A 25878-nucleotide genomic window follows, 5' to 3' on the forward strand; every position below is an offset into this window, starting at 1 on the left:
CTCAGGAGCCCGTGTCATGCCCGAATCGATGAGTTTCAACCGCGCGCTGGTGGAGAAGTACGACCGTCCCGGCCCGCGCTATACCTCCTATCCCACCGCGCCGCAGTTCCATGGCGCCTTCGCCGCCGACGACTACCGGGCGGCCGCCCAGCGCAGCAACCAGCGCGGCAACGAGGGGGCGGCCAAGCCGCTCTCGGTGTACATCCACATCCCGTTCTGCAAGAGCCTCTGCTACTACTGCGCCTGCAACAAGATCATCACCCAGAAGACCCACCGCGCCGTGGAGTACCTGGAGTACCTCAAGCGCGAGATCGCCCTGCAGGCGGCGCTGTTCGACGGGTCGCGCAAGCTCACCCAGCTGCATCTGGGCGGCGGTACGCCGACCTACCTGACCAGCGAGCAGCTGGGCGAGGTAATGGACAGCCTGCGCGAGCATTTCAACCTCGACGAGAGCGATGCCCACGAGTTCTCCATCGAAGTCGACCCGCGCACCATCAGCCGCGAACGCATCGCCGAGCTGCGCGCCCAGGGCTTCAACCGCCTGAGTTTCGGCGTGCAGGATTTCGACGAGCAGGTGCAGCAGGCGGTCAACCGCGTACAGAGCGAGCAGCAGGTCTTCGACCTGGTACAGGCGGCCCGCGAGGCGCGTTTCAAGTCGGTGTCGGTGGACCTGATCTACGGCCTGCCGCTGCAAACGGTGGAGAGTTTCGACACCACGCTGAGCAAGATCATCGCCCTGCGCCCGGACCGCATCGCCGCCTACAGCTATGCCCATCTCCCGGAGCGGGTGCGCGCGCAACGGCTGATCCGCCGCGAGGACATGCCGCCACCCGAGCGCAAGCTGGAGTTGCTGGAACTGACCATCCAGCGGCTGACCGAGGCGGGCTACGTCTATATCGGCATGGACCACTTTGCCCTGCCGGACGACGAGCTCACGGTCGCACGCAACAACGGCACCCTGCAGCGCAACTTCCAGGGTTACTCGACCCACGCCGACTGTGACCTCATCGCCCTGGGCGTGTCGTCCATCAGCAAGGTCGGCGATACCTACGGGCAGAACGTGAAGGAGCTGTCGCAGTATTACGCGCGGCTCGACCAGGGCCTGCTGCCGGTGCACAAGGGCTACCGCCTGACTGACGACGACTGCCTGCGCCGCGAGGTGATCAGCGCGCTGATGTGCCACGGCAGGGTGGATTACGCGCCGCTGGAGGAGAGCCATGGCATTCGTTTTGACGAGTACTTCGAAGGCGCGTTGCGGCAGTTGCAGGAGCAGGTTGGCGACGGCCTGGTCGAACTGCACGACGATGCGCTGGTGCTGCTGCCCCAGGGGCAACTGATGATGCGCAGCGTGGCCATGGCCTTCGATGCCTACCTGGGCGGTGGGCAGCAGGCGCGCTTCTCGCGCACCATCTGACTCATCCGCCCGTTCGCTGCAGCTGTTCCGCCAGGCGGCGGAACAGTGGGCGTGACGGGAAGCTAGGGCTGAGCGCCGGCTGCTGCATCCTTCTTGTAGGTGAGCTGGACCAGGTCCATCGGGACGTCGTAGTACCAGATCATCTGCACCGAATCGCCGGAGGTGCGGAGCAGGGCGATGCGATCTCCCTGGGGGACCACCTGCAGCCTCGGAGGCCGCGAGTTCCCGGTGTCATAGAGTCGGTTGTAGCCCGGTAGGCGGTCGGCGAGCCGGCGGGTATTGAGCGGGGTGCCGTCGCCCGCCAGGAACAGCAGGCCTCCCTCGGAAGTCCAGGCTGCGAATCGGTCAGCCTGCTCGTCGTAAGCGAGGGCATTAATGTCTATATTGTCCAGCGAGCGGAAGTCCTGCCAGCGCCCCTCGTCGACAGCGTAGCGGTACAGGTAGCCCTCGCCGCCCAGCGAAGCGAGGACCACCAGGTGGCGCTTGCTGTCGTAGGTCACGTCCGTGGGCCACGACAGGCGCGGAAAATTGTCGGGCAGCTCCAGCGGCGTCACCTTGCCGGTGGCCGGCTCCACGATCTCGAAAGCGTGGCTGGCGATCCGGTAGATACGCCCGTCCCCGGGCACCAGAATGGCGCCCGGCGAGGCCAGGGGGGCTGGTGGCGCGGTGCCGACGGGGCCTCCGAGAGACCAGGGAACCTTGGCGAAAGTCTTGTCGCTGAGCTGGAACTCCATGCTCTTCAGCGGCGCCTGGGGTTGCTCGCCCTGCAGGGTGAGATCGCTCTGCGGCGGATCCGGCTGATCGATGACGACCCGTTCGGGCAGTGAATACTGTCCGCGGAACGCGTCGACCTTTTCCACGCCGAACAGCGATTTCAAACCCTTCAGCAGGGCGACAAAGGTGCCACTGTCCTTTTCGTAGCTATAGGGAAGTTTGGTCTGGTACACCGGAGCGGTCAGTGGCGTTTCCACTCGGGGGCGATCGTAGCCCGACACGAGAATCGCCCTGACCTGCGTAGCCTCGCTGGCACTGACCTGCCACACGATCCTTTCGTAACTGGCGAGAACCAGCAGCACCGACTTGCCGGGGCGGTCGATGCTGACCTGAACCGCCGTGCCCTGGCGCGCCTTGCCTTCCGCCTCGTAGCCTGAAACCACCATCACTTCGGCGCCTTCGGCCAGGCTGGCCGGCGGCCGTGCGCTGCTCATGGGGGCCGGCGGCCGCACGTCCAGGCTGGCCGCTGCAATCGCCGCAGGCGGATTGCGGATCGGCTCCGCGGGTTTCACCTCCCGCTGGCTCAGCAGCACGCGGTTCAGGCGCAGCTCCTGGAAGAGCAGGGAGCCCAGCAGCGCTGTCGAGATGGCCAGCAGGACGCACGTCGCCAGCAGTGTCCAATGCCAGACATCCAGCCGGCTGCTTGCCGCGGCAGGGTTGACGGGCGCCTGCGCCGGGGGCGAGTCGGCCAGTCGCCGGGCTGCTTCGACCTTGGCGTAGATGGCCCCGCACTGGGGGCAGGCATCGCTGGGCAGTGCATCGTTGAACTGATGCTGATGCCCGCACTTCAGGCAGGTTCGTTCCATCGCACATCCTTGTGTTCGAGGTGGGGGCCGCTAGCGTGGTGTCATCCCCTGGACGCCATGCCGGGCGGCTGGCGCACTGAGCATAGCGTGCCGGGCCGCGTCCAGTGTCTCAGTCGGCACGGGTATCCGATCTATCCAGCGCGCCGCCGGCGAATCCTCCCTTGCCGCATGAGCCGCCCCACGGATGACTCCGATCTGCCCCCCCAGCGGCGCGGGGGCAGTCGCGCCGGCGCTCCTAGGCGCTGTCCGCGGCGGCCTGGTAACTGCTGGGCGCCACCCCAAGGCTGCGGCGGAACATGCTGGAAAAGGCACTCGGGCTGTCGTAGCCCAGCTCCAGGGCCACGCGCGTAACCGGCGTACCCGCGGAGAGGCGGGTGACGGCGGCGAGCAGGCAGGCCTGTTGGCGCCAGGCGCCGAAGGGGAGGCCCGTCTGCTGGCGGAACAGGCGGCTGAAGGTGCGCGTGCTGCAGTGCAGTTCGGCGGCCCAGGCGTCCGCCGTAACGCCAATGTGCGGCGCCCGCAGGAAGTCGCGGCACAGCTCTGCCAGGCGCGGGTGAGCCGGCAGCGGGGCGAACAGCGGCAGGCTCGGAGCCTGGCGCAGCTCATGCAGCAGCAGGCGCAGGAGGTCGCCATCGCGGCCATCCTCGTCGTGCAGCGCCGGCACCTCGACACTGGCCAGCAGCAGCTCGTGCAGCAGCGGCGAAACGGTCAGCGCCTGGCACAGCAGCGTGTCGCGCACCGGCACCCGCGGCTCGATGTACAGGCTGCGGGTGCTGACCCCGCGCATCAGCACCCGGTGGCGCTTGCCGGCGGGAATCCACACACCGCTGTAGGGCGGGATTACCCAGGCGCCGTCCTCGGTCTCCACCTCCATCAGGCCGCTCATGCCATAGAGGAACTGCGCGCGCCGATGGGAGTGCGGCTGGAGCAGGGTGCCAAGCGGGTAGTCGGTACCGATGGCGAGTACGGCGCGGTCGACATCGTCGACGCTGGCGAGGGGAATGTTGAGCATGGTGACGGGCTTGGCTGGGTTGCGATGATTATTCGTCAATCCGCGCAAAATGGCCAACGACGCTGCGGCTGACTGGCGCAACCTGCTCTGCATAATGGAGTTTGCCGTAGGATCAGGCGGTCATGACTTGCCAGGAGGCGACTATGGGTATCCGTGGAAACGACCGTCAGATCGACAACATCGAGTTCAACGTCAGCGATATCGGGCGCAGCAAGGCCTTCTACGGCAGCGCCTTCGGCTGGATCTTCACCGACTACGGCCCGACCTACAGCGAATTCAGCGACGGACGTCTCACCGGCGGCTTCACCAGCGGTGAGCCGGTGCGCCCCGGCGGCCCGCTGGTCATTCTCTACGCCGATGACCTGGTGCAGGCCCAGGCCCGCCTGGAGGCCGCCGGCGCCACCATCAGCCGCGCCACGTTTGCGTTCCCTGGTGGCCGGCGCTTCCATTTCATCGACCCGGACGGCTACGAGCTGGCGGTCTGGTCGGCGGACTGAGCCCGGACCTGCTCGATGTAGCGTCGGGCCACTGGTGATTTCTCGAAACGCCGGTGCAGCAGCGACAACCACGAGCGAGGCTGGCAATCGGCGAGAGCGCGGTAGTTGACTCGTGGCAGCTGCACGCGGCGCACCACCGACTCGGGGACGATGGCGATGCCGCGGCCGAGCGAGACCAGCGCAATCACCGCGACCAGGCTGCCGGGCTGCTGGCCGAGGCGCGGAGAGAAGCCGCCGGCGCTGGCGACCTCCAGGGTGCCGGAGATCTGTTCGGGCAGGATGAAGGTTTCGTCGCTCAGGCGGGCGGCGCGAAGCTCCGGCAGTTCGTTGAGGCGCGAGGCGGCGGGCAGGGCGAGGACGAAGCTTTCCTCCAGCAGCGCGACGGATTCCAGCTCCTCTGGCAGGTTCATCGGCGAGCGCACGTAGGCGAGGTCGAGGGCCCCGTCGTGTAGTTGCGCAGGCAATTGCGCCATGGGCGCTTCGCTGATGTCGAGATCCACGCCCGGCGAGGTACGGGTGAACTGCTCGACATGCCGCTGCAGTACGCCGGAATAGGCCGCCGAGGCCACGTAGCCCACGCGCAGATGCCCGGTTTCACCCCGGCCGGCGCGCTGCGCGCCGCGTTGCGCCGCATCGAACTGGAGCACCGCCAGTTCGGCTTCACCCAGCAGCGCCTCGCCCGCAGCGGTCAGGCGCACCTCGCGTTGGCTGCGCTGGAACAGCAGCACGCCCAGTTCCTTCTCCATGTCCTGGATCTGTCGGCTGAGGGTTGGCGGGGCGATGCCCAGCTGTTCGGCCGCACGGGTGAAGTGGCCGTGGCGGGCGACACTGAGGAAGTAGCGGAAATGGCGGATTTCCATGTTCGTTAGTCGCAGGCTAATGACGAAGGCCGCCATGGCTAACAAGCCCGGCGCGCGTGGGCGTTACCGTGGGGCAACACTACAAGGCCGCAAGCGTCAGAGCAAAGAACGGCTGCGCGGCCGCCGCCGGAAGCCTTGCCATGTCTGAACGTCCCTCCGCTCGCTTCACCCTGCTGACCGCCTCGGCAGTGTGCTCGCTGATCATCCTCGACACCAACATCGTTGCCGTCTCGCTGCCCAGTATCGCCCGCGACCTGTCGGGTTCTTTTGCCGACATCGAGTGGGTGGTCAGCGCCTACCTGCTGGCCTTCGCCGCCTGCCTGCTGCCGGCCGGCAGCCTGGCCGACCGCTTCGGTCGGCGGCGCATGCTGCTGCTCGGGCTGGTGCTGTTCGGCGCGGCCTCGCTGGCCTGCGGGGCCGCGCCGAGCCTGCTGCTCCTGGACATTGCCCGTGCCGCCAAGGGCGTTGGCGCGGCCCTGTTGCTGACGTCGGCGCTGGCCGCCATCGGCCACCGCTTCCACGAGCCCGAAGAGCGCCTGCGGGCCTGGGCCTTCTGGGGTGCGTGCATGGGCGCCACCATCACCTTTGCGCCGCTGCTGGGCGGGGTGATCTCCGCCACCCTGGGCTGGCGCTGGATCTTCTACCTGAACCTGCCGCTGGTAGCGCTGCTCGGGGGCATGGCGCTGCGCAGCATCGAGGAATCCAGCGACAGCGCCGCCGCGCGCCTCGACCCGCTCGGTAGCCTGACCTTTGCCGGTGGCCTGGGTTACCTGATCTGGGCGTTGATCGACGCCAATCGCGTCGGTTGGGACAGCCCGCCGACCCTCGCGCGTCTGCTGCTCAGCGCCGGCCTGCTGGGCCTGTTCGTGATGGTGGAGCGCAGCCAGGCGCGGCCGATGATCGATCTGCGGCTGATGCGCAGCGGGCGCTTCATCGGCGCCTTGCTCGGCATGTTCGCCTACGCCGCCTGCGCCCAGGTGATGATGACGCTGCTGCCGCTGTACCTGCAGAACGGCCTGCAGTTCTCCGCTGTCGCGGCCGGTGCCGGGATGCTGCCCTTCGCCGTCGCCATGCTGCTGACCCCGCGCCTGGGCATGCGCCTGAACAGCCGCTTCAGTCCGGCGCAGGTCTTCGCCCTGGGCCTGCTGCTGGTCGGCGCGGGCAACCTGCTTTGCGCACTGGCGGCCGGGCAGGGGGAGTACTTGCCGTTCGCCCTGGCCAGCCTGGTGCTGGGGGCCGGCGCCGGGCTGCTCAACGGCGATACGCAGAAGAACATCATGGCCTGCGTGCCCCGTGAGCGCACCGGCATGGCCTCGGGCCTGAGCACCACGACGCGCTTCGCCGCCATCGTGCTGGCCATCGGCATTCTCGGTGGCGTGCTGTCCGCACGCAGCGCCCAACTGCTGCGAGATGTACTGGAAACGGCGGCGCCCGCGCAACTGGACAAGGCCGCCGAGATGGCGACCCGTGCAGCGGCTGGCGACTTCAGCGCCGCGCTTTCGGTGGTTGACCCGGCACTGCGCGACGCGTTGGCACCTGCTGTGCGCCAGGCCTTCATCGGCGGGTTCGAGAGTGTGCTGCTGGTGACAGGTATAGCGGCGCTGGTGTTTGCCGTGATGGTTGGCACGTTGCTCGGTCGGCCGATGCCGGTCCACGAGCCGGTGTCCGCTTGAAACGGCCGTTTGTCCGCTGGCGGGCAGGAGGGCGGTGGTTGCCGGAACTGTGGTTCGCCCGGCCAGGTCAGGAATCAGGGAGAGTGCGCGTTGTGCGCCTCGTCTCCGCCACTCAGCGCAGAACGGGCCATCCGCGGCCAAGGGGAGAACCGCATGCAGCAGTCAGTCGAGCCGGAATTCATGGCACCCAGTGAATACCTGACTTCCACGGGCGTCGCCGTGTTGATGTCGCCGCGCTACATTGCCCCCGGCAAGGTGGGCGAAGTGCTGCTGTCGTTGGCGAAGGTTCCCGCTGGCGTCTCGCCGCTGGACGTGGTGGTCGGCCCGTGGGAATCCCACGAAGAGGCGTTCCAGGCGTCCCACGATGCGGCAGAGCGCTGGGTCGAGCGCCTCGACCACGACGCCTGAGGGAGCGCTGCGCACCCTGGCCGTAGCCGTCAGCGGTAGCGCTGGCGGTCGACCTCGGTGATCGGGCGAATCACGCGCGCCGGATTGCCGGCCGCCAGCACGCCTTCGGGAATGTCGCGCACCACCACGGCGCCAGCGCCGATCACGCTGTTCGCGCCGATGCTCACTCCGGGCAGGATGTTCACCCCCGCGCCGATCCACACGTTGTCGCCAATGCTCACCGGGTGCGCGTACTCCAGGCCCTGGTTGCGCCGCTCGGCGTCCAGCGGGTGGCCGGCGGTGTAGATGCCGACGTTGGGCGCAATGAACACGTCATTGCCGATGCTGACCTTCGCGCCATCGAGGATCACCAGGTTGACGTTGGCGTAGAAGCGCGCGCCGATCTCGATGTTGAAGCCGTAGTCGCAGTGCAATGGGCCTTCGATGACGAAGCCTTCGCCAATGCTGCCAAACAGCCCTGTGAGAATCGCCTCGCGACGCTCGCGGTCATCCGGGTGGCTGTGGTTGAAGTCGAAGAGTTTCGCCTTGGCCTCGGCACGCTGGCGTAGCACCTGCGAGTCGTGATTGGCGTCGTAGAGTAACCCGGCGGCAGCTTTTTCCAGCTCGTTCATCAAGGTTGATTCCTGGCGGCTTTGAAGGCGTTCGACGTCCTGGCGAACGCAGCGGTTCCCTTTGCGGAAAATGGCAGGCGCGGCTCTGCGTCGAGCAGTCGAAGGGCGTGTCCAGATTTGGTAGTGAATACTACAGAAAATAGATATTGAAAGTTTCTGGAGCGCATTATACAAATTAGCCACAACAAGAGGCGCCCCCATGCTCACACTCAAAGACCGCCTGAACACCCCGGAAGTCGAACTCACCAAGGCCGAGCGCAAAGTCCTGCGCGCCTTGCTCGACGACTACCCGCGCAGCGGCCTCGGACCGATGTCGCGCCTCGCGCGCCAGGCCGGCGTCAGCGATCCGAGCATCCTGCGGCTGGTGAAGAAGCTCGGCTTCAGTGGCTACAGCGACTTCCAGAATGCCCTGATGGCCGAGGTGGATGACCGCCTGCGTTCACCGCGCACCCTGCTCGCCGGGCGCCGCGAAGGCATGAGCCGCGATGACGTCTGGTCCAATTACCTGAGCGATGCCGGCGAAGGCATCCAGCGCACCCTGGCCCTGACCCAGGCCGACGACGTGCGCCTGCTCGCTGACTGGCTGCTCGATCCCAAGCTGCGCGTCTTCTGCCACGGCGGGCGCTTCAGCCGCTTCGTCGCCGGCTACCTGGTGGCGCACCTGCGCATGCTGCGCAGCGGCTGCCTGCTGCTGGACGACGGCGCCGCGCTGCCCGACCAGTTGGGCGATATCGACCGCCAGGCGCTGGTGGTGGTGTTCGACTACCGCCGCTACCAGGCCCAGGCGCTGGGCGTGACCCGTGCGGCCAAGGCCCGCGGCGCGCGGGTGGTGCTGTTCACCGACATCTACGACTCGCCGTTGCGCGAGTTCGCCGACCTGATCATCAGCGCCCCGGTGGAGTCCCCGTCGCCCTTCGACACCCTGGTGCCGACCATGGCCCAGGTCGAAGCGCTGATCGCCAGCCTGGTAGCGCGCATGGACGGCCAGCTCGACGAACGCCTGGAAGGCATCGACCACCTGAGAGCTGCCTTCGGCAGCCACATCCTTGAGGAATGACCGTGTTCAGCTTGCCCCACCACTCGCCCCGTGACCTGCCGTTCACCCCCGGCCAGACCGCCATCCTGTTCGTCGACATGCAGAACGCCTGGGTCATTCCCGGCCGCGATGCCCATGTCGATCCGCAGACGCACCGCTACTTCTACGACCGCGTCGAGGCGAGCGTGATACCCAACCAGCAGCGCCTGCTGGCGGCCATGCGTGAGGTCGGCGGGGAAGTGCTGCACACCATCATCGAAAGCCTCACCGCCGATGGCCGCGACCGCTCGCTGGACCACAAGCTCTCCGACATGCACCTGCCCAAGGGCAGCCCGGACGCCCAGGTGATCGATGCCCTGGCGCCGCGGGAAAACGAGATCGTCCTGCCGAAGACATCCTCGGGCGTCTTCAACTCCACCGCCATCGACTACGTGCTGCGCAACCTGAACACCCGTCACCTGATCATCTGCGGCGTGGTCACCGACCAGTGTGTGGACATGGCCGTGCGCGACGCCGCCGACCGGGGCTACCTCGTCACCCTGGTGGAAGACGCCTGCGCCACCCACACCGCCGAACGCCACCAGGCCTGCCTGGAAGCGATCAAGGGTTACTGCTGGATCGCCGACACCGACAGCGTGCTGGCCCGCATCGCCGCGCTGGCCTGAGGCCGGGAGAACGTCATGAGTCAGAACAATAACAATCCCGCTCCGATGCGCCTGACCAGCTTCGTCACCACCGACCTCTGCGGCATCACCCGCGGCCGCTCGCTTCCCGAATCGGAAGTCGCCGAGCAACTGGCCACCGGCTGTGGCTGGGTGCCCGCCAACAGCGCGCTGACGCCGCAGGACATCATTGCCGACGACAACCCCTGGGGCAGCCATGGCGACCTGCGCCTGCTGCCCGACCCGAGCAGCCGGGTGCGCCTGGAAAACGGCCCCGATTCCCAGGCCGCGCCGCTGGATTACCTGCACGGCGACCTGGTGACGACCACTGGCGCGCCGTGGCCGGTCTGCCCGCGTACGCTGCTGCGCGACGAGATCGCCCGCTACCGCGAACTGGGCCTGCAGGTCACCGCCGCCTTCGAACACGAATTCAACCTGCTCGGCCTGCCGGACGAGCGTGCCGCCGCCTTCTCCCTGCAGGCGCAGCGGCAGACCGGCAACTTCGGCGGCTGGCTGATGAGCGCGCTGGAGCAGATCGGCGCCGAGCCGGAAATGTTCCTGCCCGAGTACGGCCGCAACCAGTACGAGGTCACCTGCCGGCCGACCCAGGGCGTTGCTGCTGCGGACCGCGCGGTGAACGTCCGCGAAGTCACCCGCGAGATCGCCCGCCAGTTCGGCTGGCGCAGCAGCTTCACGCCGCTGCTGGCGCCCGGCGCCGTGACCAACGGTGTGCACCTGCACCTGAGCCTGCAACGCCTGGATGGCACTCCGGTGTTCTACGACGAGGCCGCGCCGACCAACCTGTCCACGCTCGCCGAACACTGGGCCGCCGGCGTGCTGCGCCACCTGCCGGCACTGTGCGCGCTGACCGCGCCGACGGCGGTGTCCTACCTTCGGCTGAAACCGCACCACTGGAGCGCCGCCTACGCCTGCCTGGGCCTGCGCAACCGCGAAGCGGCGCTGCGCATCTGCCCGGTGGTGGAGATTGGCGGCAAGTCCAAGGCGCGCCAGTTCAACCTGGAATTCCGCCCCATGGACGCCACCGCCAGCCCGCACCTGGCCATGGCCGCGGTGCTGATCGCCGGGCGCCTGGGCCTGCAGCAGGAACTGCCGCTGTCGGCGGTCACCGATGTCGACCCGCACAGCCTCAGCGATGCGCAGCGCGAGGAGCTGGGCATCAAGTCCCTGCCCGGTTCGCTGGAGGAGGCCCAGCGCCTACTGCTGGCCGATAGCGAACTCTGCGCCCAGCTGCCGCCGGCCCTGCTGCAGACCTATGTCGCCATGAAGCGCCAGGAACTGGCCCTGACCCGCGAACTCAGCGAAGAACAACTCTGTGAATCCTATGCAAAGTTCTACTGAATCCGGCCTTTACCGGCGTCCGCCGTTCGAGATCGTCAACCCGCAGGGCAAGAGCCCGGTGCTGCTGGTCTGCGAACACGCCAGCCGCTACATCCCCGAGGAGCTGGCGCAACTGGGCCTGGACGACACGGCGGCCGCCGAGCACATCGCCTGGGACATCGGCGCGCTGGACCTGGCCCGCGAGCTGTCAGCGCGCCTGGACGCCACGCTGCTGGTGGCCAACTACTCGCGCCTGCTGATCGACCTCAACCGGCCGCTGTCCGCTCCGGATGCGATTCCCGAGCACAGCGAGATCTACCCGATTCCCGGCAACTGCAACCTGAGCGCAGCGGCCCGGCAGGAGAGGGTGGCGCGCCTGTTCGAGCCGTTCCACCAGCAACTGACCGCGCTGCTCGACGAGCGCCTGGCCGCTGGCCGGCCGACTCGTCTGGTGGGCGTGCACAGCTTCACCCCGAGCTATCGCGGCGAGCCTCGCCCGTGGGTCGCCGGGGTGCTCTACGCCAAGGCCGAAGCCTATGCCCGGCGCATGGTGGCGGGGCTGCGGGCGAGCGGCGAAGAGATCGGCGCCAACCAACCCTATGTGATCGACCCGCTGGAGGACATGACCGTCCCGGTACATGGCGACGAGCGTGGCGTGGATGCCGTGCTGATCGAAATCCGCAATGACGGACTGCGGACCCCGCAAGGGGTGGAAGCCTGGGCAGTACGCCTGGCTCCCTGGCTCTGAGAGCCTGTTTACGACCTGCTGCGCGTCGGCCGCAGGGCGTTGAAAAGCGCCCTCAGATGCTCATTTACGGCTCGTAAACTCCGCTCTTCGGGCGCTTTTCGCCTACTACGGCTCTAGCTCGCGAGGTCGTAAGCAGGCTCTGAGGACCCCAACCCGGCCGGCCCCGTTCGACTGGCCGGGCAGGTTCTGAAAACAACAACAATTCAGCGCATGAGCGCCGAACCCTAAAAGCTGCCGTTCCCAGAGGAAGTGCCCCGTGGCTATCGAACAGTTCGGATACAAGCAACAACTCCGCCGCAGCCTGACGCTCGGCGACCTGGTGATCTACGGGATGATCTTCATGATCCCGATCGCGCCCTTCGGCGTTTACGGCTGGGTCCACGCGGACGCCCACGGCATGGTGCCGATGGCCTACCTGGTGGGCATGGTGGCGATGCTCTTCACCGCGCTGAGCTATGGCGCGATGTCCCGCGCGTTTCCTATCGCCGGCTCGGTGTACTCCTACGCCCAGCGCGGCATCCACCCCAACGTCGGCTTCATCGCCGGCTGGGTCCTGCTGCTGGACTACCTGCTGATCCCGCCGTTGCTCTACGTGTTCAGCGCGCTGGCGCTGAACCACCTGTTCCCGGCGATTCCCAAGCTGGTGTTCATGCTGATATTCCTGGTATCCGCCACGCTCATCAACCTGCGCGGCATCACTCTGGCGGCGCGCTTCAACCTGCTGTTCCTGATCGCCGAACTGGTGGTCCTGGCGATCTTCCTGGTCGTTGGCTACCAGGCGCTGCAGGGTGGCATGGGCAATGGCCGGCTGACGCTTGAGCCGCTGCTGCAACCGGAGCATTTCAACCTCGGCCTGGTGATGAAGGCGGTGTCCATCGCGGTGCTGTCGTTCCTCGGTTTCGACGCGATTTCCACTCTCGCCGAAGAGGTCAAGGGCGACCCGGCCAAGCAGATCGGCCGCGCCTCGCTGATCGCGCTGTTCGTCATGGGCGCCATCTTCATCGTACAGACCTGGCTGGCCACCGACCTTGCCGCCGGCATGACCTTCAAGTCGGCGGACACCGCCTTCTACGAGATCGCCGAAGCGGCCGGCGGTAGTTGGCTGTCCACGCTGACCGCAGTGGCCACTGCGCTGGCCTGGGGCGTGACCGTCTCCATCACTTCGCAGGCTGCGGTTTCCCGTCTGCTGTACTCCATGGCCCGCGACGGCAAGCTGCCGCGCGTGCTGGCCAAGGTGCATCCGAAGTACCAGACCCCGCACATCAGCCTGTACCTGGTGGGTGTGTTGTCGCTGGGCATCGGCATCTACTTCCTCGACTCGCCGGACGTGCTCACCTCGCTGGTCAACTTCGGCGCGCTGACCGGCTTCTGCCTGCTGCACATCGCGGTGATCAACCACTACTTCATCCGCCAGAAGAGCGGCCGGGTGCTGCGCCACCTGGTGTTCCCGCTGGTGGGGCTGGTGATCATCGCCTACGTGCTGTTCAGCATGAGCCGTGAAGCGCAGGAGCTGGGGGTGGGCTGGATCGCCATCGGCCTGGTGTACCTCGCGGTGCTCAGCCGACGTGGCAACGGCAGCGAGCTGGCGCGGGAAATCTGACCGGGTGCGCCGTGCTGTCGCAGACGGCACGGCGCACTTTGACAGACGGCGGGGCGTGCCCCATAAAGATCCGGGTCGGTGGCGGACAGTGTTTCCACCGACTGCTTTCGCCGGGGCAGGGAAGCCGGCACGACTGACGAATCATCGCGAAGCATCATGAGCAGGAAAGATCAGGACAGCCCCTTCACCCTGGACCGCATCGACGAGGAGATCATCCGCATCCTCCGTCACCAGGGCCGCATCACCTACGGCAAGCTGTCCGCCCTCGTGCACCTCACCCCGCGCCCCTGCCAGGAGCGCGTCCGCAAGCTGGAACGACACGGCATCATCCGTGGCTACGGCGCGGTCATCGACGAGCAGAAGATTTCCGCCGGGCTCTCGCTGCTGGTACTGGTCGCACTCTCGAACCAGAGCGGCCGCAGCGCCCAGAAGGCCTTCGAGGCCCGCGTCATCGCTTGCCCGGAAGTGCTGCACTGCCAGCTGATCAGCGGGACCTTCGACTACAGCGTGCGCATGCGCTGCCGGGACATGGAGCACTACCGCGCGCTGACCGAAACCTGGCTGAACGACGAGAGCCTGCACATCGACAAGCTGGTTGCCCATCCCGAGCTGACGACCATCAAGGAATCCGCCAGCTAGCCTTTCGACGCCCCATTCGGCGGCGCCAGTTCCTTGGGTTTCCCGCCTGCAATATCGGCCTGTCGAGGGCTGCTATAAGCACAGCCGAATCGGCTGTTGCCGCTCGCCAATACAGCCGGATCGGCCGGCGCGGGCCCGTATTACAGCCGGGATTTCACCACGGCGAGTGGGAAAATCGTCTTGCCCCTCTCTGACGTGCAGACCTGTTCCAGGGCCTCTGCGACCTTGTTGTGCCCGCTGTTCGAGACACGGCGGAGGCGGGCTGCAGTCCAATCAGAAGACGCCAATCACAACAATCGGAGGTCCCACCATGACCCGCTTCGTCGACGTCCCCACGATGTCCCAACTGGTCCAGCAGATCGGTGTCGCCCGCTTCATCGGCGAACTCGCCGACACCATCGCTCAGGACTTCGTGCGCTGGGAGTCCTTCGACAAATCCGCCCGCGTCGCCAACCATTCCGAGATCGGTGTCATCGAACTGATGCCGGTGTCCGACACCGCCCGCTATGCCTTCAAGTACGTCAACGGCCACCCGCAGAACACCCAGCGCGGGCTGTTCACCGTCATGGCCTTCGGCGTGCTGGCCGATGTCGAGACAGGCTATCCGGTGCTGCTCTCCGAACTCACCGTGGCCACCGCGCTGCGCACCTGCGCTACCTCGCTGATGGCTGCCCGCGCCCTGGCGCGTCCGGACTCGCGACGCATGGCGCTGATCGGCAACGGCGCGCAGAGCGAGTTCCAGGCGCTCGCCTTCCACCACCACCTGTGCATCGAGGAAATCGCCGTCTACGACATCGATCCGCAGGCCACTGAAAAACTGATCCGCAACCTCTCGGAATTCCCCAACCTGAAGATCATCCGCGCCGGTTCCACCGCCGAAGCGGTGCGCGGCGCCGACATCGTCACCACGGTGACCGCCGACAAGGCCTACGCGACCATCCTCACCCCGGAAATGATCGAGCCGGGCATGCACATCAATGGCGTGGGTGGTGACTGCCCGGGCAAGACCGAGCTGCATGCCGACGTCCTGCGCGCCGGCAAGGTGTTCGTCGAGTACGAGCCGCAATCGCGCGTCGAGGGCGAGATCCAGCAGATGCCGGCGGACTTCCCGGTAACCGATCTGTGGCGGGTACTGGCCGGCCAGGTCGGCGGGCGTGACAGCGCCGAGCAGGTGACCATCTTCGACTCGGTCGGCTTCGCGCTCGAAGACTACTCGGCACTGCGCTACGTGAACGAACAGGCCAGCCGCCTGGACCTCGGCGAGCGCATCGACCTGGTGCCGTGGAGCGAGGACGAGGACAACGATCCCAAGGACCTGTTCCGCTACACCCGCTCCGGCAAGGCGCGCAAAGGGCTGCGCCGCATCGCCTGACGCTCAGCGCGCTTCTTCGGGAATCGCCAGCGGCGGGCGGCTGAGGTCGCTGGCGTTCTGCGTGGTGGCGGCGACACGGGCCTTGAGCCATTGGCTGAAGGCCTTCACCACCGGGCGCTCGGCCTTCACCGGGTCGGTCACCAGGAAATAGCCGCGGCTGGACTGGATGGTGATGTCGAACGGGCGCACCAGCAGGCCGCGCGCCAGGGCATCGCCACTGAGCAGGTTGTCGCCGATGGCCACGCCCTGGGCTGCAATGCAGGCGGCGATGGTGCAGGGCGCGTCGGCGAACAGCACGCCGGAGCGGTGGTCGATGGCACTCGCGCCCACGGCGCCCAGCCACAGGCGCCAATCGGCGAAATCGTTCATGTGCAGCAGCGTGTAGTGGGCCAGGTCCGCCGGCTGCGTGAGGCCGCCGCGCGAGTGGATCAGGCGCGGGCTGCACACCGGGAAGAAGTGCAGGGCGACCAGTTGCTCCACGGTCTGGTTCGGCCAGTCGCCGCTGCCGTAGGCGATGAACAGGTCGGCATCGCTGGCGCTGGTGTCCTGCGGCACGCGCGGCGTCACCACGTGCAACTGCACCTGCGGGTATTGCGCGAGGAAATCCCCCAGGTGCTGGCATAGCCAGTAGGTGGCGAAGCCGGGGTTGCAACTCACGCACAGCGGCCCGCTGACCTGCTGCTCGTCGAAGCTGCTGCCGGCCAGCTGCACCTCCGCGAGGATGCGCTGCACGTCGCGCGCATACCTCTCGCCCCGATAGGTCAGGCGGATGCCGCGCCCGGTGCGCTCGGTCAGGGCGAAGCCCAGGCGTTCCTCCAGCGTGGCGATGCGGTGGCTGACCGCGCTGCGGGTGAGGTTCAGCTCCGTGGCGGCGGCGGACACGCTGCCCAGCCGGGCCACGGCATCCAGCGCGCGCAGGGCGGTCATCGAAGGAAAGTGCATGGGCGGTCCAATTCTCGACTGGTGAAACTATCCCGACATGGGGTGGCGAAATCCTGCGCTTGTTGCAAATTCCGCTTCACCAATACTAGGCCACACGACAACAACAACAGGCAACGATGAGGAAGCCGCCATGTCGAAATTCAAGGCCTACGTCCAGCAGTGGATCGACGAGCACCGCCAGCAGCTGTCCGACTGGCACCAGGTGATCTGGCATTTCGCCGAGCCGGCCTTCCGCGAGTACAAGTCCTGCGCCTGGTACGTGGAATTGCTGCGCCGCGAAGGCTTCACGGTGGAAGAGGGCAGTGGCGGCATGCCCACCGCCTTCGTCGCCACCTTCAGCAACGGCGAAGGGCCCATCCTCGCCACCTATGCCGAATACGACGCGGTGCCGGGCAACTGCCAGGCGGCGGCGACCAAGCCGATGCCGCGCGAGGGCCTGTCGAAATACGCGCCCGGCCATACCGACCCGCATTCCGCGCTGGGCATCAGCGCCCTGGGCGGCGTGCTGGCGGCCAAGGCGGCGATGCTGGAATTCGGCATCGCCGGCACCATCAGGTTCTTCGGCGAGCCGGCGGAAAAGCTGCGCGCCTCCAAGCCCGTGCACGCCGCCAAGGGCTACTACGACGACCTCGACGCCGCCGTCAGCTTCCACCCCACCTACATGCTGCCGCTGAACAACACCACCACCTGGGACACGCACTGCGGCATCGCTTACTCGTACATCTACACCTTCACCTGCGAAGACCCGCAGAACTGGATTGCCGCCGACCGCTACAGCCCGATCCCGCAGAACCACCTCGCGGCTCGCGCGCCGGGCGCCAACGATGCGCTGGTGCACTTCTACACGCTGAACGAAAGCCTGCGCCGCTCGACGCTGCCGTTTACCGGGCTGTGGAGCTTCAACGAGGCCATCCTCACCGCCGGCCAGGCCACCGCCGACAACCTGCCGCCGCACATCTCGCAGATCCAGTACCTGCTGCGTTGCGACTCCATCGAGCAGGCCGAGACCATCTCCACGGTGATGGACAACAACGCCGCCGCCGCGGCCATGGCCACCGGCTGCCAATGGAAGAAGACCTGGGTCTGCAAATCCCGTGGCGGGTTGGCCAACCACGCACTGGCGCAGGCTTGCTACGACAACCTCGCCGCCATCGGCGCGCCGACCTGGGGCGAAAAGGCCATCGCCGTGGCGCGGGAAATCCAGGCGAACCTCGGCCTCGACCCCATGGACGAGCCCTTCCTGCCGGCCACCCAGGCGCTGATCGAGCCGCAGGAATGCGAGCGGCAGATGCGCCTGCAGATGCCGGCGTGGCAGAAGTACCTGACCTCCGACGATTACCCCGAATACACCTGGCACTGCCCGACCGTGCGCCTCTACGTGGCCCGGCCGATGCTCAGCGCACCCGTGGGCTTCACCTATCCGGACTGGGTATCCAACGCCCTGGGCGGCATCCGCGAGACCATCGACCCGATGATCGACGTGGCGTCGAAGACCATCGGCAGCACACTGATCGAGCTGTTCACCGATGCCGATCTGCTGGCCGAGGCGACCCGCGAGTTCAACCAGCGTACCGGCGGCGGCATCGGTGGCGAGCAGTGGCAGGCGCCGTTGCTGCCGAAGGACTTCAAGGTCCCGCACCGCTTCCGCTGGCCGGAATACATCCGCACGGTGCGCGGCGAGGAGTGGTGGATTCCGGCGCGGGAGGACGAGTGATCCATGGCTTCCCGTGCTTCGTCGTGATTGGGTCGCAGCCGTGGCGCAACGGCGTTGTACCGACCCAATCCGTGCCTGGGCCTTTCCCTCACCCCAGCCCTCCCCCAGTGGGAGAGGGCTGAGCCGAGCGCGAAGCAATGGGGCAGGGGACAGGTTTGTGAATGGCGCCTACAAGGCGCGCTTGAACCAGCGCACCAGTGCTGCGCCGATCTCCACGGTGCGCGAGCGTGAAGGGCAACCCGGCGTCGAGATCAATTGCGGCAGGAGGAAGCCAACCTCGGCTTCATTCGGACCGCAGAGCACCGGGGCCGGTGCTTCGACGAACTCTTCGTCCCAGCGCGGGAAGCGTTGGCTTGCGCTGTCGTATGCATGCCGTGCGTTCATGGTCGAATCCCTCCCTAAAGGTCCAGCACCAGCGGTTGCACGCCGCTCTCGTCCTGCGCCGGGATGGCGCAGCAGATCAGTACGCTGCCGGCTTCGGGCAGCTCCGCCGGCGGGTTGGGGTAGTGCACCAGGCCGCTGACGACCTTGGTCCGGCAGGTGCCGCAGGAGCCGCCGCGGCAGCTGAAGTCGGGTGACAAACCGCGAGCTTCGGCCAGCTCCAGCAGCGTGCCGCTCTCGGGTTTCCAGCGTGCTTCCTTGGCCGAGCCGGCGAAGTACACGGGCACTGGCTCGGTAGCGGTGGGCGGCTGCACCAGCGCCGGCGCCAGACCGTCGCCCTGGCGCTTGAGCGTCGATGGGCCGAAGGTTTCGGCGTGGATGCGTGCGTCGGCAATATTCAGTCCGCGCAGGCCGTCGTAGATCGCCTGGGTGAATTCGCCGGGGCCGCAGACATAGAAGTCGTAATCGTCCAGTGGCAGCCGGGCCTTGATCGCCGCGATGTCCAGCCGGCCGGTCTGCTCGAAATCGCGTCCGGGCAGTGCTTCTGGCTCAGGACGACTGAGCGCGCGATGGACCTGCAACTGCTGGGCGCGTTGGCGGAGCTCGGTGATTTCATGCTGGAACGGCAATTGGCGCAGGCTGCGCGCGGACTGGAACAGATGAATGCTCCGGGTCGACGCGGCCACCGATTCGCGCAGCATCGACAGCAGTGGGGTGATGCCCACGCCCGCGCCGATCAGCACGACCGGCCGCGCGGTGTCGTTTTTCAGCGTGAAACTGCCCATGGGCGCGCGGACCTGCAGGCTATCGCCCACCTGCAGTTGTTCGTGCAGGTGGCGGGACGCCGGGCCCTGGGCCTTCACGCTGATGCGCAGCTCGCCGTCCGACGGCGCGCTGGACAGGCTGTAGGTGCGAATCAGTGCCTGCTCGCCGATTGCCAGGCGTACGGGCAGATGCTGGCCTGGCGCGAAACTCACGGCGGTGCCGGCCGGCGGTTGCAGGTAGAAGGAGCGGATGTCCTCGCTCTCCTGCTCCACGCGCAGCACCTGCCAGTCCTGCCATTGCTGGCGCTGCTCGCGTTCCTGCAGTTTGGCGTCGGCCTCGGCCCAGGTGCCGGTCATCAGGCTGGTGGGCGAGTATTCGCGCAAGCTCCAGCGCAGCGCCAGGGCGCTGCGGCGCAGGACAGCGTGCTGCACATCCAGGGTCCACAGGCGTTCGGCGCCTTCGAAGGCGGCGAGCAACGGGCTGTCGAAAAGAATCTCAGTGCAGCCATGGACTTGCAGTACGTCGCCGCTGGCGAAGTCTACGAACAGCAGCCCTGCTTGCGGATTGGCCTGCAGGTTGCCCAGGGTGTTGAAGTGCAGGTTGCCGGCATAATCGGGGATGACCAGGCGATTGCCGTCGACCTTGACGAAGCCGGGACGCCCACCACGGTGGGAGACGTCCACCGAGCGCTCGCCATCCTCGTGCTGCACGTAACTGGCGACGAAGAAGGTGTCGGCGTCGCGGATGATTGCCGCCAATTCCTCGTTCAGCGCGGCGAAGTCCTCGCGCGGGGCACGCTGGTTGTAGCGCTGCTCGTCGCGGCTCCACTCGCGTTTCTGGATGTACTGCGGGCAGTTGCCGAAAGAGTGCTCCACGGCCACGGTCAGCAGTCCACCCTCGGCTTCGCGGAGGACGCCATTCATGCGGTTGCGCCGCCGGGTGTGCAGCTCGATGCCCAGCAGGCCGACGGCGCTACCGGCTTGCAGGCCGCTGGCGGCGGGGTCCTGATGGTCGGCCACGCTGTCCAGCAGCAGGCTTTTCGGGTCGGGGGAGGTTATGAAACCTTCCGCGCCTTCGAGCAGGGTCGCCCAGGGCCGGCCCTGCTGATCCACGGCGCCGACGATGATGAAGGGCAACTGGTGGTAGAACTCGCGGTGCTGGTCGGGCATGTAGTCGCGGATGACCTTCTGGCCATGGACCTCCATGCGGTCGGCCACGCCGACGCGTTCCTGGATCGCCTTCTCGCCGGCGTGCCACGGGGAGCTACGGTGTTTGGGCAACTGGAACATGACGAGCACCTCGCAGTAGGCGCCGCCGGGTCGCCCGGCGGCGGGGGTTGCATCAGGCTTGCAGGCCGATGGCGGTGCGCTGCATCGGCACGAAGCCGGGCAGGGCTTCCACGCGAGCCAGCCAGGCGCGCAGGCTCGGGTACTCCTGCAGGGAGACGTTGCCCTCCGGTGCATGGGAAATGTAGGAGTAATTGGCGACGTCGGCGATGGTCGCTTCGTTGCCGGCCAGGAAAGGCTTCTTCGCCAGCTCGCCCTCCATCACCTGGAACAGGGCATGGGCGCGGGTAGCGACTTCCTCGGCGTTGAATTTTGCACCGAACACGGTGATCAGCCGTGCCGCAGCGGGACCGAAGGCGACCTGCCCGGCGGCCACCGACAACCAGCGCTGCACGCGGGCGGCGCCTTGCGGGTCTTCCGGCAGCCAGCGGCCGTTGCCGTATTTCTTCGCCAGGTAGACCAGAATGGCGTTGGAGTCGGCGACGATCACGCCTTCGTCATCGATCACCGGCACCTGGCCGAAGCTGTTCAGGGCGAGGAAGTCCGGGTGCTTGTGTGCGCCCTTGGCGAGGTCGACGTCGATCAGTTCGGCGGGCAGTTGCAGCAGCGAGAGCATCAGCTCGGCGCGGTGCGCGTGGCCGGACAGCGGGTGGCGGAAGAGCTTGATGGTGTGGGACATGACGGTGACTCCGTTGGCTTGAGTGGGTAGGCAGCGCGAGTCGGTCCATGGTGGGTTGCTCGAGCTGATGGGTGAATGCTGCGCTCGATGGCCGGCGCGCAGAATCCCCAGTACGGGCAATCCAGCGTTTCAGAATGCGGAAGAATGGGGCGCAGGGTTGCCAGCGGGCGCAGCCGTTCCCAAGCCTGCAGCGGGGAGCGCCAACAAGCTCGCTCTTACAGAGAAGCTGCGCAGGAGCGAGCTTGCTCGCGAACTGCCCTGAGCTCAGAAGAGGGATGGGGCGCTTCTGGATACGGCGTGCCTCACCCGCGCAACGCGGGATGCGCACGCAAACGCGGCACCACGAAATCGAGGAAGGTGCGCACGCGCGCCGCGGCACGACGGCCTTCGCGGTAGATCAGCTGCACCGGCAACCCTGGCGCTGCATAGTCCTGCAAGACCACCTGCAGGCGCCCATCGCTGAGGTCGGCATGGGCCTCGTGGCTCATGCAGCGGGTCAGTCCGAGGCCCAGTCCGGCGGCGCGGATTGCCGCATGGGTGGTGCTGCACGCCAGGCGCGGGGTCAGGCGCACCGAACGCGGGGCGTCCTGGTGGCGGAAGCGCCACTCGCTGACCGCACCCTGGCCGCCGGCAACGATGATGCGATGCGCCTTGAGGTCCTCCGGTGCTTGCGGTACGCCATGGCGGGCCAGGTACTCGGGCGATGCGCAGATCACCGGCCGCACCGTGCCCACCGGCAGGGCGAAGCCGGAAGAGTCGGGCAGGGCGCCAATGACCAGAGCGACGTCGATGCCATCTTCCAACAGGCGCGGCAGGTCTTCGCGGTGTCGGCTGAGCAGCCGCACCTCGGGAAAGGCGGCCAGGTAGTCCAGGGCGATGGGCGCGAAAATCCGGTCGGCCATCAGCAGCGGCAGGCAAAGGTTCAACTGCCCGGCCGGGTGCGCCTGCAGTCCGCTGAGCGAGCCTTCAGCCTCCTCGATACCTTGCAGAATCTGCCTGCAACTGGCGGCGAAGGCCTCGCCGCTGGGGCTCAGTTCGGCTCCGCGCGGACCACGCAGCAGCAGCTCGCAGTGCAGACGCGATTCCAATCCGGCTACCAGGCGCATCACCGTGGCGGGGGACAGCTGCAGCCGCCGCGCGCCCGCGGCAAGGCTACCGGAGCGCGCCACGGCGTCGAATGCCTGCATTTCCCGGAAGCGGTTCACGGCTTGGCAGCTTGCAGGTAGGGGTCGGCGCGCAGGCGCTCGGCGCAGTGACTGACGAAGCTGCGCACCTTCGCCGGTAGCCGGGCGCCATCCTGGTAGAGCAGGTGGATCGGCAGCGGCGCCGTGGAAAAGTCGGCCAGAACGATTTCCAGCTCGCCGCGCGCGGCGGCTTCGGCCGCCTGGTACGACAGAACGCGGGTGAAGCCGCCGCCCAGGCGCGCGGCATGGAGAGCCGCGTTGTTCGAACTGACCACGAAGCGCGACGGCGGGCGCAGGGTCAGCGGGCCCTCCGGGGTGATGAACTGCCAGTCGGTGAGCAGCACGCTGGTGGCGGCCATCACCACCGGCGCATCGAGCAATTCATTGGGGTGCTGCGGACGACCGTAGCGGTCGAGGAACGAGGGGGCGGCACAGATCACCGGGCGGATTTCACCGACCTTGAGCGCCGTCAGGCTGCCCTCGGGCAACTGGCCAATGCGCACGGCGACATCGATGCCCTCGTCGAGCATGTTCACCACGCGGTCCACCAGCAGTGCGTTGACCGTCACCTCGGCATGGGCCTCCAGGTAGCTGGCGATCAGCGGGATCAGGTACAGCTCGCCGAACAGTACCGGGGCGGTCACCGTGAGGTTGCCGCGCGGGCGCAAGGCGCTGCCGGAGGCCAGCTCCTCGGCATCCTCCAGTTCCTGCAGGATGCGCCGGCAGTCCTCGACATAGCGCTGGCCGGCCTCGGTCAGCCGCACGCTGCGCGTACTGCGGGCCAGCAGCAGGGTGCCCAGGCGCTGCTCCAGCGCGGCGATGGCGCGGGTCACGCTGGGCGGCGAAAGGCCCAGTTGCCGGGCGCCGGCGGCAAGGCTGCCGGCTTCGGCAACGGCCAGCAGCACTGTCATTTCCTGAAACCTGTCCATGGATCACCGTTGTCGCCTTGAGCGGGTCGCCAGACTGTAGAGGGAAGCCGCGCGGGATTGAAGTGCCGGTGGCCTGCGGGCGACATCGGCGTGCTTGCCAGCGCCGCCTGGCTTGACCGCGCCCCGGCCGCTCCGGCACAAGCGCTGGAGGCGCCCGCAGCGAGGCGCCACCGCCTGCGAGCCTTCCCCCATGACCAGCAAGACCACGGCCACTGCGCTGGCCGCTACCAGCAACCCGCGCCTGGGTATCGGCCTGTGCCTGCTGTCGATGCTCATCTTTGCCTGTCAGGACGGCATCACCAAGGTGCTCGTCCGCCACCTGCCGGTGAGCGAGCTGGTGATGGTGCGTTACTGGGTTTTCGTACTGTTCGCGCTCATCGTCTGCCGTTCGCAGGGCGGCGTGCGCCAGGCTGCCCGCAGCGCCAGCCCCTGGCAGCAGGTGGTGCGCGCGTTGCTGGGGGTGGGCGAGATCGCGCTGTTCGGCCTGGCCCTGCGCTACCTCGGTTTGGCCGAGACCCACGCGCTCTATGCGGTCTTCCCACTGATGACGCTGGGCCTGGCGCGGTTGCTGCTCGGCGAGCGGCTGGTCGGCCGGCAATGGCTGGCGGCGGCTGTCGGGTTCGGCGGCACGCTGCTGATCCTGCGTCCCGGCATGGGCGTGTTCGAGCCCGCGGCGCTGATTCCGCTGGCGGCGGCGCTGACCTTTGCCTTCTTCAACATCCTCTCGCGGCGCATCAGCCAGACCGATTCCTTCGCCACCACCACGCTGTACATGGCGGTTGCCGGCGCGCTGTCGGTAAGCGCGGTTGGCCTGCCGGCCTGGGTCACGCCAACGCCTCACGAAGCCATGCTGATGTCGATCGTCGCCGTCTCCGGGGTTGTCGCGCAGTTGCTGCTGATCCAGGCGCTGAAGTACGCCCAGGCCTCGACGCTGCAGCCGTTCAACTACTCGCTGCTGGCCTTCGCCACGCTGATCGGGCTCATCGTCTTCGGCGAGGTGCCGAGCGCCTGGACGATCACCGGTGCACTGCTGATCCTGCTCGCGGGGTTGTTCTCGATCAGGCCGGCGGCCTAGTCCCAAGGTGGCGGGCCAGCCCGAACCTGGCGCACAAATGACAAGGCCGTATCGAGGGATACGGCCTTTTCTGTGCTGCCCGCGGGTCAATCAGGCGTCGGGCTTCCTGGGCTTGGCGAGGGTGAATTCGGCGCGCTTGTAGGGCTCGGTCCGGCCATGCTTGCCCGCAGGGATTTCCTGGATCTCGCCGCCTTTTGAAAGAAATGCTGAAATTTTCTTATCCAGCTCCGATCGTTTGCTTTTCGTCTCTGACTCGGACATTCGGTCACCTGAGGTGATGAGCCACCTGGCTGGCGGCTAGCGGACACTATACCCACCTCGACCGATGAATACCGACCGCCCGGCCGATTTAAGCATTTTCATGCGAAATCGCTACTTATTCCCTGCCAGATCTGTATGCTGGGCCTCTGCCTGCTCGGTTTAGCGGCACCGTCCGATGTTTTGTCTTCTTGATTCTCCATCTCTGCGGCCCCCTCTTCACTTCGCATACAGTCACGCCAGGCATGTCGCATGGCCTGATTTCCTTTTGATTGGAGATTCATCATGGCAACTCGCCAAACCGGTACCGTTAAATGGTTCAACGCCGAGAAGGGCTTCGGCTTCATCACCCCGGAAAGCGGCGCGGACGTCTTCGTCCACTTCCGTGCCATCGAAGGCACCGGCTATAAGTCGCTCGACGAAGGCCAGGTCGTGACCTTCAACGTCACTGCCGGCGCCAAAGGCCCGCAGGCCGAGCAAGTGCAAGTGATCTGACCGGTCGTTCGCTGAAAAAGCCCCGCTGATGCGGGGCTTTTTTGTTTCTGCTGCCCGGTGCGCTGCGCTGGCCGCTGCCGATTCAATGGCGTGTTCCCAGCGCTTCGTCGATGAGGCCGGTCAGCGTCGGAAGGTCGAATGGCTTGTCCAGGAAGTGGCAGGCGGGATAGTCGTCGCTCCATGCGCCACCGGACATGATGATGATCGGAATGGCGGGAAACCGTCGGGCGACCTGCCGCGCCAGTTCGGCGCCATCGATGCTGCCGGGCATGGAGATATCGGTCAGCAGCAATGCCAGTTGCCCGGGGTTGCCGTTGATCCAGGCGAGCCCGTCGTCGGCATTGCCCAGGACCACGGCCTCGATGCCGTGATCCTCCATGGCCAAGCCGAGCATCCTGGCCAGGTTCGAATCGTCATCGAGAATGAGCACATAGCCGGGGGGAGCGGAGGGTGGGCTTCCGAGCTTGTCCATGCGATCTCTTCCTGCGTGGGTGTGCTGCTGCGATAGAGGGTTCTGCCGGGAATGCGTTCAGATTACCTGAGCAGAAGATTGGGCCGCCGACCGAAGGCTCTGCGGCGGTCAGCGCGGAGGCTGGCATCGGACCCGAATCGGTCGCGCGCCCCGGCGCATGTGCAAACTCGGCATCCCCGAACCAGAGCAGCCCCGCACACGATCGCTGTCAGATCGTTGCGTACCGGAGATAGAGAGGACCAACCCGT

Annotated in this window: 26 protein-coding genes; 14 read left to right on the forward strand and 12 right to left on the reverse strand. The window is 66.9% G+C overall.

Going from position 1 to position 25878, the window contains the following annotated elements:
- The first annotated feature begins 16 nt into the window (after nt 1-16).
- Nucleotides 17-1414 carry an oxygen-independent coproporphyrinogen III oxidase gene (gene hemN, locus A9513_RS22535; RefSeq protein ID WP_065085633.1) on the forward strand — a complete coding sequence of 466 codons (1398 nt, stop codon included), beginning with the start codon at nt 17-19 and terminating at the stop codon, nt 1412-1414.
- Between the two features lie 62 nt (nt 1415-1476).
- On the opposite strand, the gene A9513_RS22540 is transcribed toward hemN, so the two are convergent.
- Together A9513_RS22540 and A9513_RS22545 are read right to left on the reverse strand one after the other, a co-directional pair.
- Complete coding sequence (locus tag A9513_RS22540; RefSeq protein ID WP_065085634.1) at nt 1477-2994, reverse strand: hypothetical protein; 1518 nt, start codon at nt 2992-2994, stop codon at nt 1477-1479.
- Between the two features lie 235 nt (nt 2995-3229).
- Complete coding sequence (locus A9513_RS22545; RefSeq protein WP_065085635.1) at nt 3230-4006, reverse strand: helix-turn-helix domain-containing protein; 777 nt, start codon at nt 4004-4006, stop codon at nt 3230-3232.
- 143 nt (nt 4007-4149) lie between these two features.
- On the opposite strand from A9513_RS22545, the gene A9513_RS22550 reads away from it, so the two are divergent.
- Nucleotides 4150-4503 carry a VOC family protein gene (locus tag A9513_RS22550; protein WP_065085636.1) on the forward strand — a complete coding sequence of 118 codons (354 nt, stop codon included), beginning with the start codon at nt 4150-4152 and terminating at the stop codon, nt 4501-4503.
- On the opposite strand, the gene A9513_RS22555 is transcribed toward A9513_RS22550, so the two are convergent.
- Nucleotides 4473-5363 carry a LysR family transcriptional regulator gene (locus A9513_RS22555; RefSeq protein WP_065085637.1) on the reverse strand — a complete coding sequence of 297 codons (891 nt, stop codon included), beginning with the start codon at nt 5361-5363 and terminating at the stop codon, nt 4473-4475. The genes A9513_RS22550 and A9513_RS22555 overlap by 31 nt on opposite strands.
- Nucleotides 5364-5503: 140 nt before the next feature.
- On the opposite strand from A9513_RS22555, the gene A9513_RS22560 reads away from it, so the two are divergent.
- Both A9513_RS22560 and A9513_RS22565 read left to right on the forward strand, forming a co-directional pair.
- Nucleotides 5504-7036, forward strand: coding sequence for an MFS transporter (locus A9513_RS22560; RefSeq protein ID WP_038803647.1), 1533 nt, complete (start codon nt 5504-5506; stop codon nt 7034-7036).
- Between the two features lie 153 nt (nt 7037-7189).
- Nucleotides 7190-7444, forward strand: coding sequence for a hypothetical protein (locus A9513_RS22565; RefSeq protein WP_024763757.1), 255 nt, complete (start codon nt 7190-7192; stop codon nt 7442-7444).
- Between the two features lie 29 nt (nt 7445-7473).
- Here the strand turns inward: A9513_RS22565 and A9513_RS22570 are convergent, their stop codons facing one another.
- On the reverse strand, nt 7474-8055 hold the full coding sequence (locus A9513_RS22570; RefSeq protein WP_065085638.1) for a sugar O-acetyltransferase: 582 nt from the start codon (nt 8053-8055) through the stop codon (nt 7474-7476).
- Between the two features lie 199 nt (nt 8056-8254).
- Between A9513_RS22570 and A9513_RS22575 the strand changes: the two genes are divergently transcribed.
- The 7 genes from A9513_RS22575 to A9513_RS22605 all read left to right on the forward strand — a co-directional run bounded on the left by A9513_RS22575 (nt 8255) and on the right by A9513_RS22605 (nt 15450).
- Nucleotides 8255-9112: a MurR/RpiR family transcriptional regulator gene (locus A9513_RS22575; RefSeq protein ID WP_024763759.1), complete on the forward strand. Its 858-nt coding sequence runs from the start codon at nt 8255-8257 to the stop codon at nt 9110-9112.
- Nucleotides 9113-9114: 2 nt separating this feature from the next.
- Nucleotides 9115-9756 carry an isochorismatase family cysteine hydrolase gene (locus A9513_RS22580; RefSeq protein WP_065085639.1) on the forward strand — a complete coding sequence of 214 codons (642 nt, stop codon included), beginning with the start codon at nt 9115-9117 and terminating at the stop codon, nt 9754-9756.
- A 15-nt stretch (nt 9757-9771) separates the two neighbouring features.
- Nucleotides 9772-11112: a glutamine synthetase family protein gene (locus A9513_RS22585; protein WP_065085640.1), complete on the forward strand. Its 1341-nt coding sequence runs from the start codon at nt 9772-9774 to the stop codon at nt 11110-11112.
- Entirely contained in the window at nt 11096-11839 is a 744-nt protein-coding gene (locus A9513_RS22590) for an N-formylglutamate amidohydrolase (protein WP_065085641.1), read from the forward strand. Before A9513_RS22585 ends, A9513_RS22590 begins: the two co-directional genes overlap by 17 nt.
- Nucleotides 11840-12095: 256 nt before the next feature.
- Entirely contained in the window at nt 12096-13439 is a 1344-nt protein-coding gene (locus A9513_RS22595) for an APC family permease (RefSeq protein WP_054908579.1), read from the forward strand.
- Nucleotides 13440-13595: 156 nt separating this feature from the next.
- The gene (locus A9513_RS22600; RefSeq protein ID WP_024763763.1) at nt 13596-14078 is read left to right on the forward strand and encodes an Lrp/AsnC family transcriptional regulator; all 483 of its coding nucleotides are present in this window, start codon (nt 13596-13598) and stop codon (nt 14076-14078) included.
- A gap of 310 nt (nt 14079-14388) precedes the next feature.
- Nucleotides 14389-15450, forward strand: coding sequence for an ornithine cyclodeaminase (locus A9513_RS22605; RefSeq protein ID WP_065085642.1), 1062 nt, complete (start codon nt 14389-14391; stop codon nt 15448-15450).
- Between the two features lie 3 nt (nt 15451-15453).
- On the opposite strand, the gene A9513_RS22610 is transcribed toward A9513_RS22605, so the two are convergent.
- Nucleotides 15454-16392: a LysR substrate-binding domain-containing protein gene (locus A9513_RS22610; protein ID WP_037011581.1), complete on the reverse strand. Its 939-nt coding sequence runs from the start codon at nt 16390-16392 to the stop codon at nt 15454-15456.
- Between the two features lie 130 nt (nt 16393-16522).
- Here A9513_RS22610 and A9513_RS22615 point away from each other — a divergent pair, with 130 nt between their 5' ends.
- Nucleotides 16523-18106 (forward strand): peptidase M20, encoded by a 1584-nt coding sequence (locus A9513_RS22615; protein ID WP_065085643.1) that lies wholly within the window; start codon nt 16523-16525, stop codon nt 18104-18106.
- A 168-nt stretch (nt 18107-18274) separates the two neighbouring features.
- Here the strand turns inward: A9513_RS22615 and A9513_RS22620 are convergent, their stop codons facing one another.
- The 5 genes from A9513_RS22620 to A9513_RS22640 all read right to left on the reverse strand — a co-directional run bounded on the left by A9513_RS22620 (nt 18275) and on the right by A9513_RS22640 (nt 23330).
- Nucleotides 18275-18490 (reverse strand): hypothetical protein, encoded by a 216-nt coding sequence (locus tag A9513_RS22620; protein WP_024763766.1) that lies wholly within the window; start codon nt 18488-18490, stop codon nt 18275-18277.
- Between the two features lie 14 nt (nt 18491-18504).
- Entirely contained in the window at nt 18505-20541 is a 2037-nt protein-coding gene (locus tag A9513_RS22625; RefSeq protein WP_065085644.1) for a pyridoxamine 5'-phosphate oxidase family protein, read from the reverse strand.
- 52 nt (nt 20542-20593) lie between these two features.
- Nucleotides 20594-21217: a glutathione S-transferase family protein gene (locus tag A9513_RS22630; protein WP_037011579.1), complete on the reverse strand. Its 624-nt coding sequence runs from the start codon at nt 21215-21217 to the stop codon at nt 20594-20596.
- A gap of 302 nt (nt 21218-21519) precedes the next feature.
- A complete protein-coding gene (locus tag A9513_RS22635) occupies nt 21520-22422 on the reverse strand; it encodes a LysR family transcriptional regulator (protein ID WP_065085645.1) in 903 nt (300 codons plus the stop codon).
- On the reverse strand, nt 22419-23330 hold the full coding sequence (locus A9513_RS22640; RefSeq protein ID WP_024763770.1) for a LysR family transcriptional regulator: 912 nt from the start codon (nt 23328-23330) through the stop codon (nt 22419-22421). Before A9513_RS22640 ends, A9513_RS22635 begins: the two co-directional genes overlap by 4 nt.
- Before the next feature lie 190 nt (nt 23331-23520).
- Here A9513_RS22640 and A9513_RS22645 point away from each other — a divergent pair, with 190 nt between their 5' ends.
- The gene (locus A9513_RS22645) at nt 23521-24405 is read left to right on the forward strand and encodes a DMT family transporter (protein ID WP_024763771.1); all 885 of its coding nucleotides are present in this window, start codon (nt 23521-23523) and stop codon (nt 24403-24405) included.
- Nucleotides 24406-24495: 90 nt separating this feature from the next.
- Here the strand turns inward: A9513_RS22645 and A9513_RS36190 are convergent, their stop codons facing one another.
- Nucleotides 24496-24666 (reverse strand): hypothetical protein, encoded by a 171-nt coding sequence (locus A9513_RS36190; RefSeq protein WP_164488274.1) that lies wholly within the window; start codon nt 24664-24666, stop codon nt 24496-24498.
- Nucleotides 24667-24948: 282 nt separating this feature from the next.
- Here A9513_RS36190 and A9513_RS22650 point away from each other — a divergent pair, with 282 nt between their 5' ends.
- A complete protein-coding gene (locus A9513_RS22650; RefSeq protein WP_024763772.1) occupies nt 24949-25158 on the forward strand; it encodes a cold-shock protein in 210 nt (69 codons plus the stop codon).
- 82 nt (nt 25159-25240) lie between these two features.
- Here the strand turns inward: A9513_RS22650 and A9513_RS22655 are convergent, their stop codons facing one another.
- Nucleotides 25241-25630 carry a response regulator gene (locus tag A9513_RS22655; protein ID WP_065085646.1) on the reverse strand — a complete coding sequence of 130 codons (390 nt, stop codon included), beginning with the start codon at nt 25628-25630 and terminating at the stop codon, nt 25241-25243.
- Between the last annotated feature and the right edge of the window lie 248 nt (nt 25631-25878).

It is taken from the genome of Pseudomonas sp. AU12215 (genome assembly GCF_001675465.2).
Classification (GTDB): domain Bacteria; phylum Pseudomonadota; class Gammaproteobacteria; order Pseudomonadales; family Pseudomonadaceae; genus Pseudomonas; species Pseudomonas nitroreducens.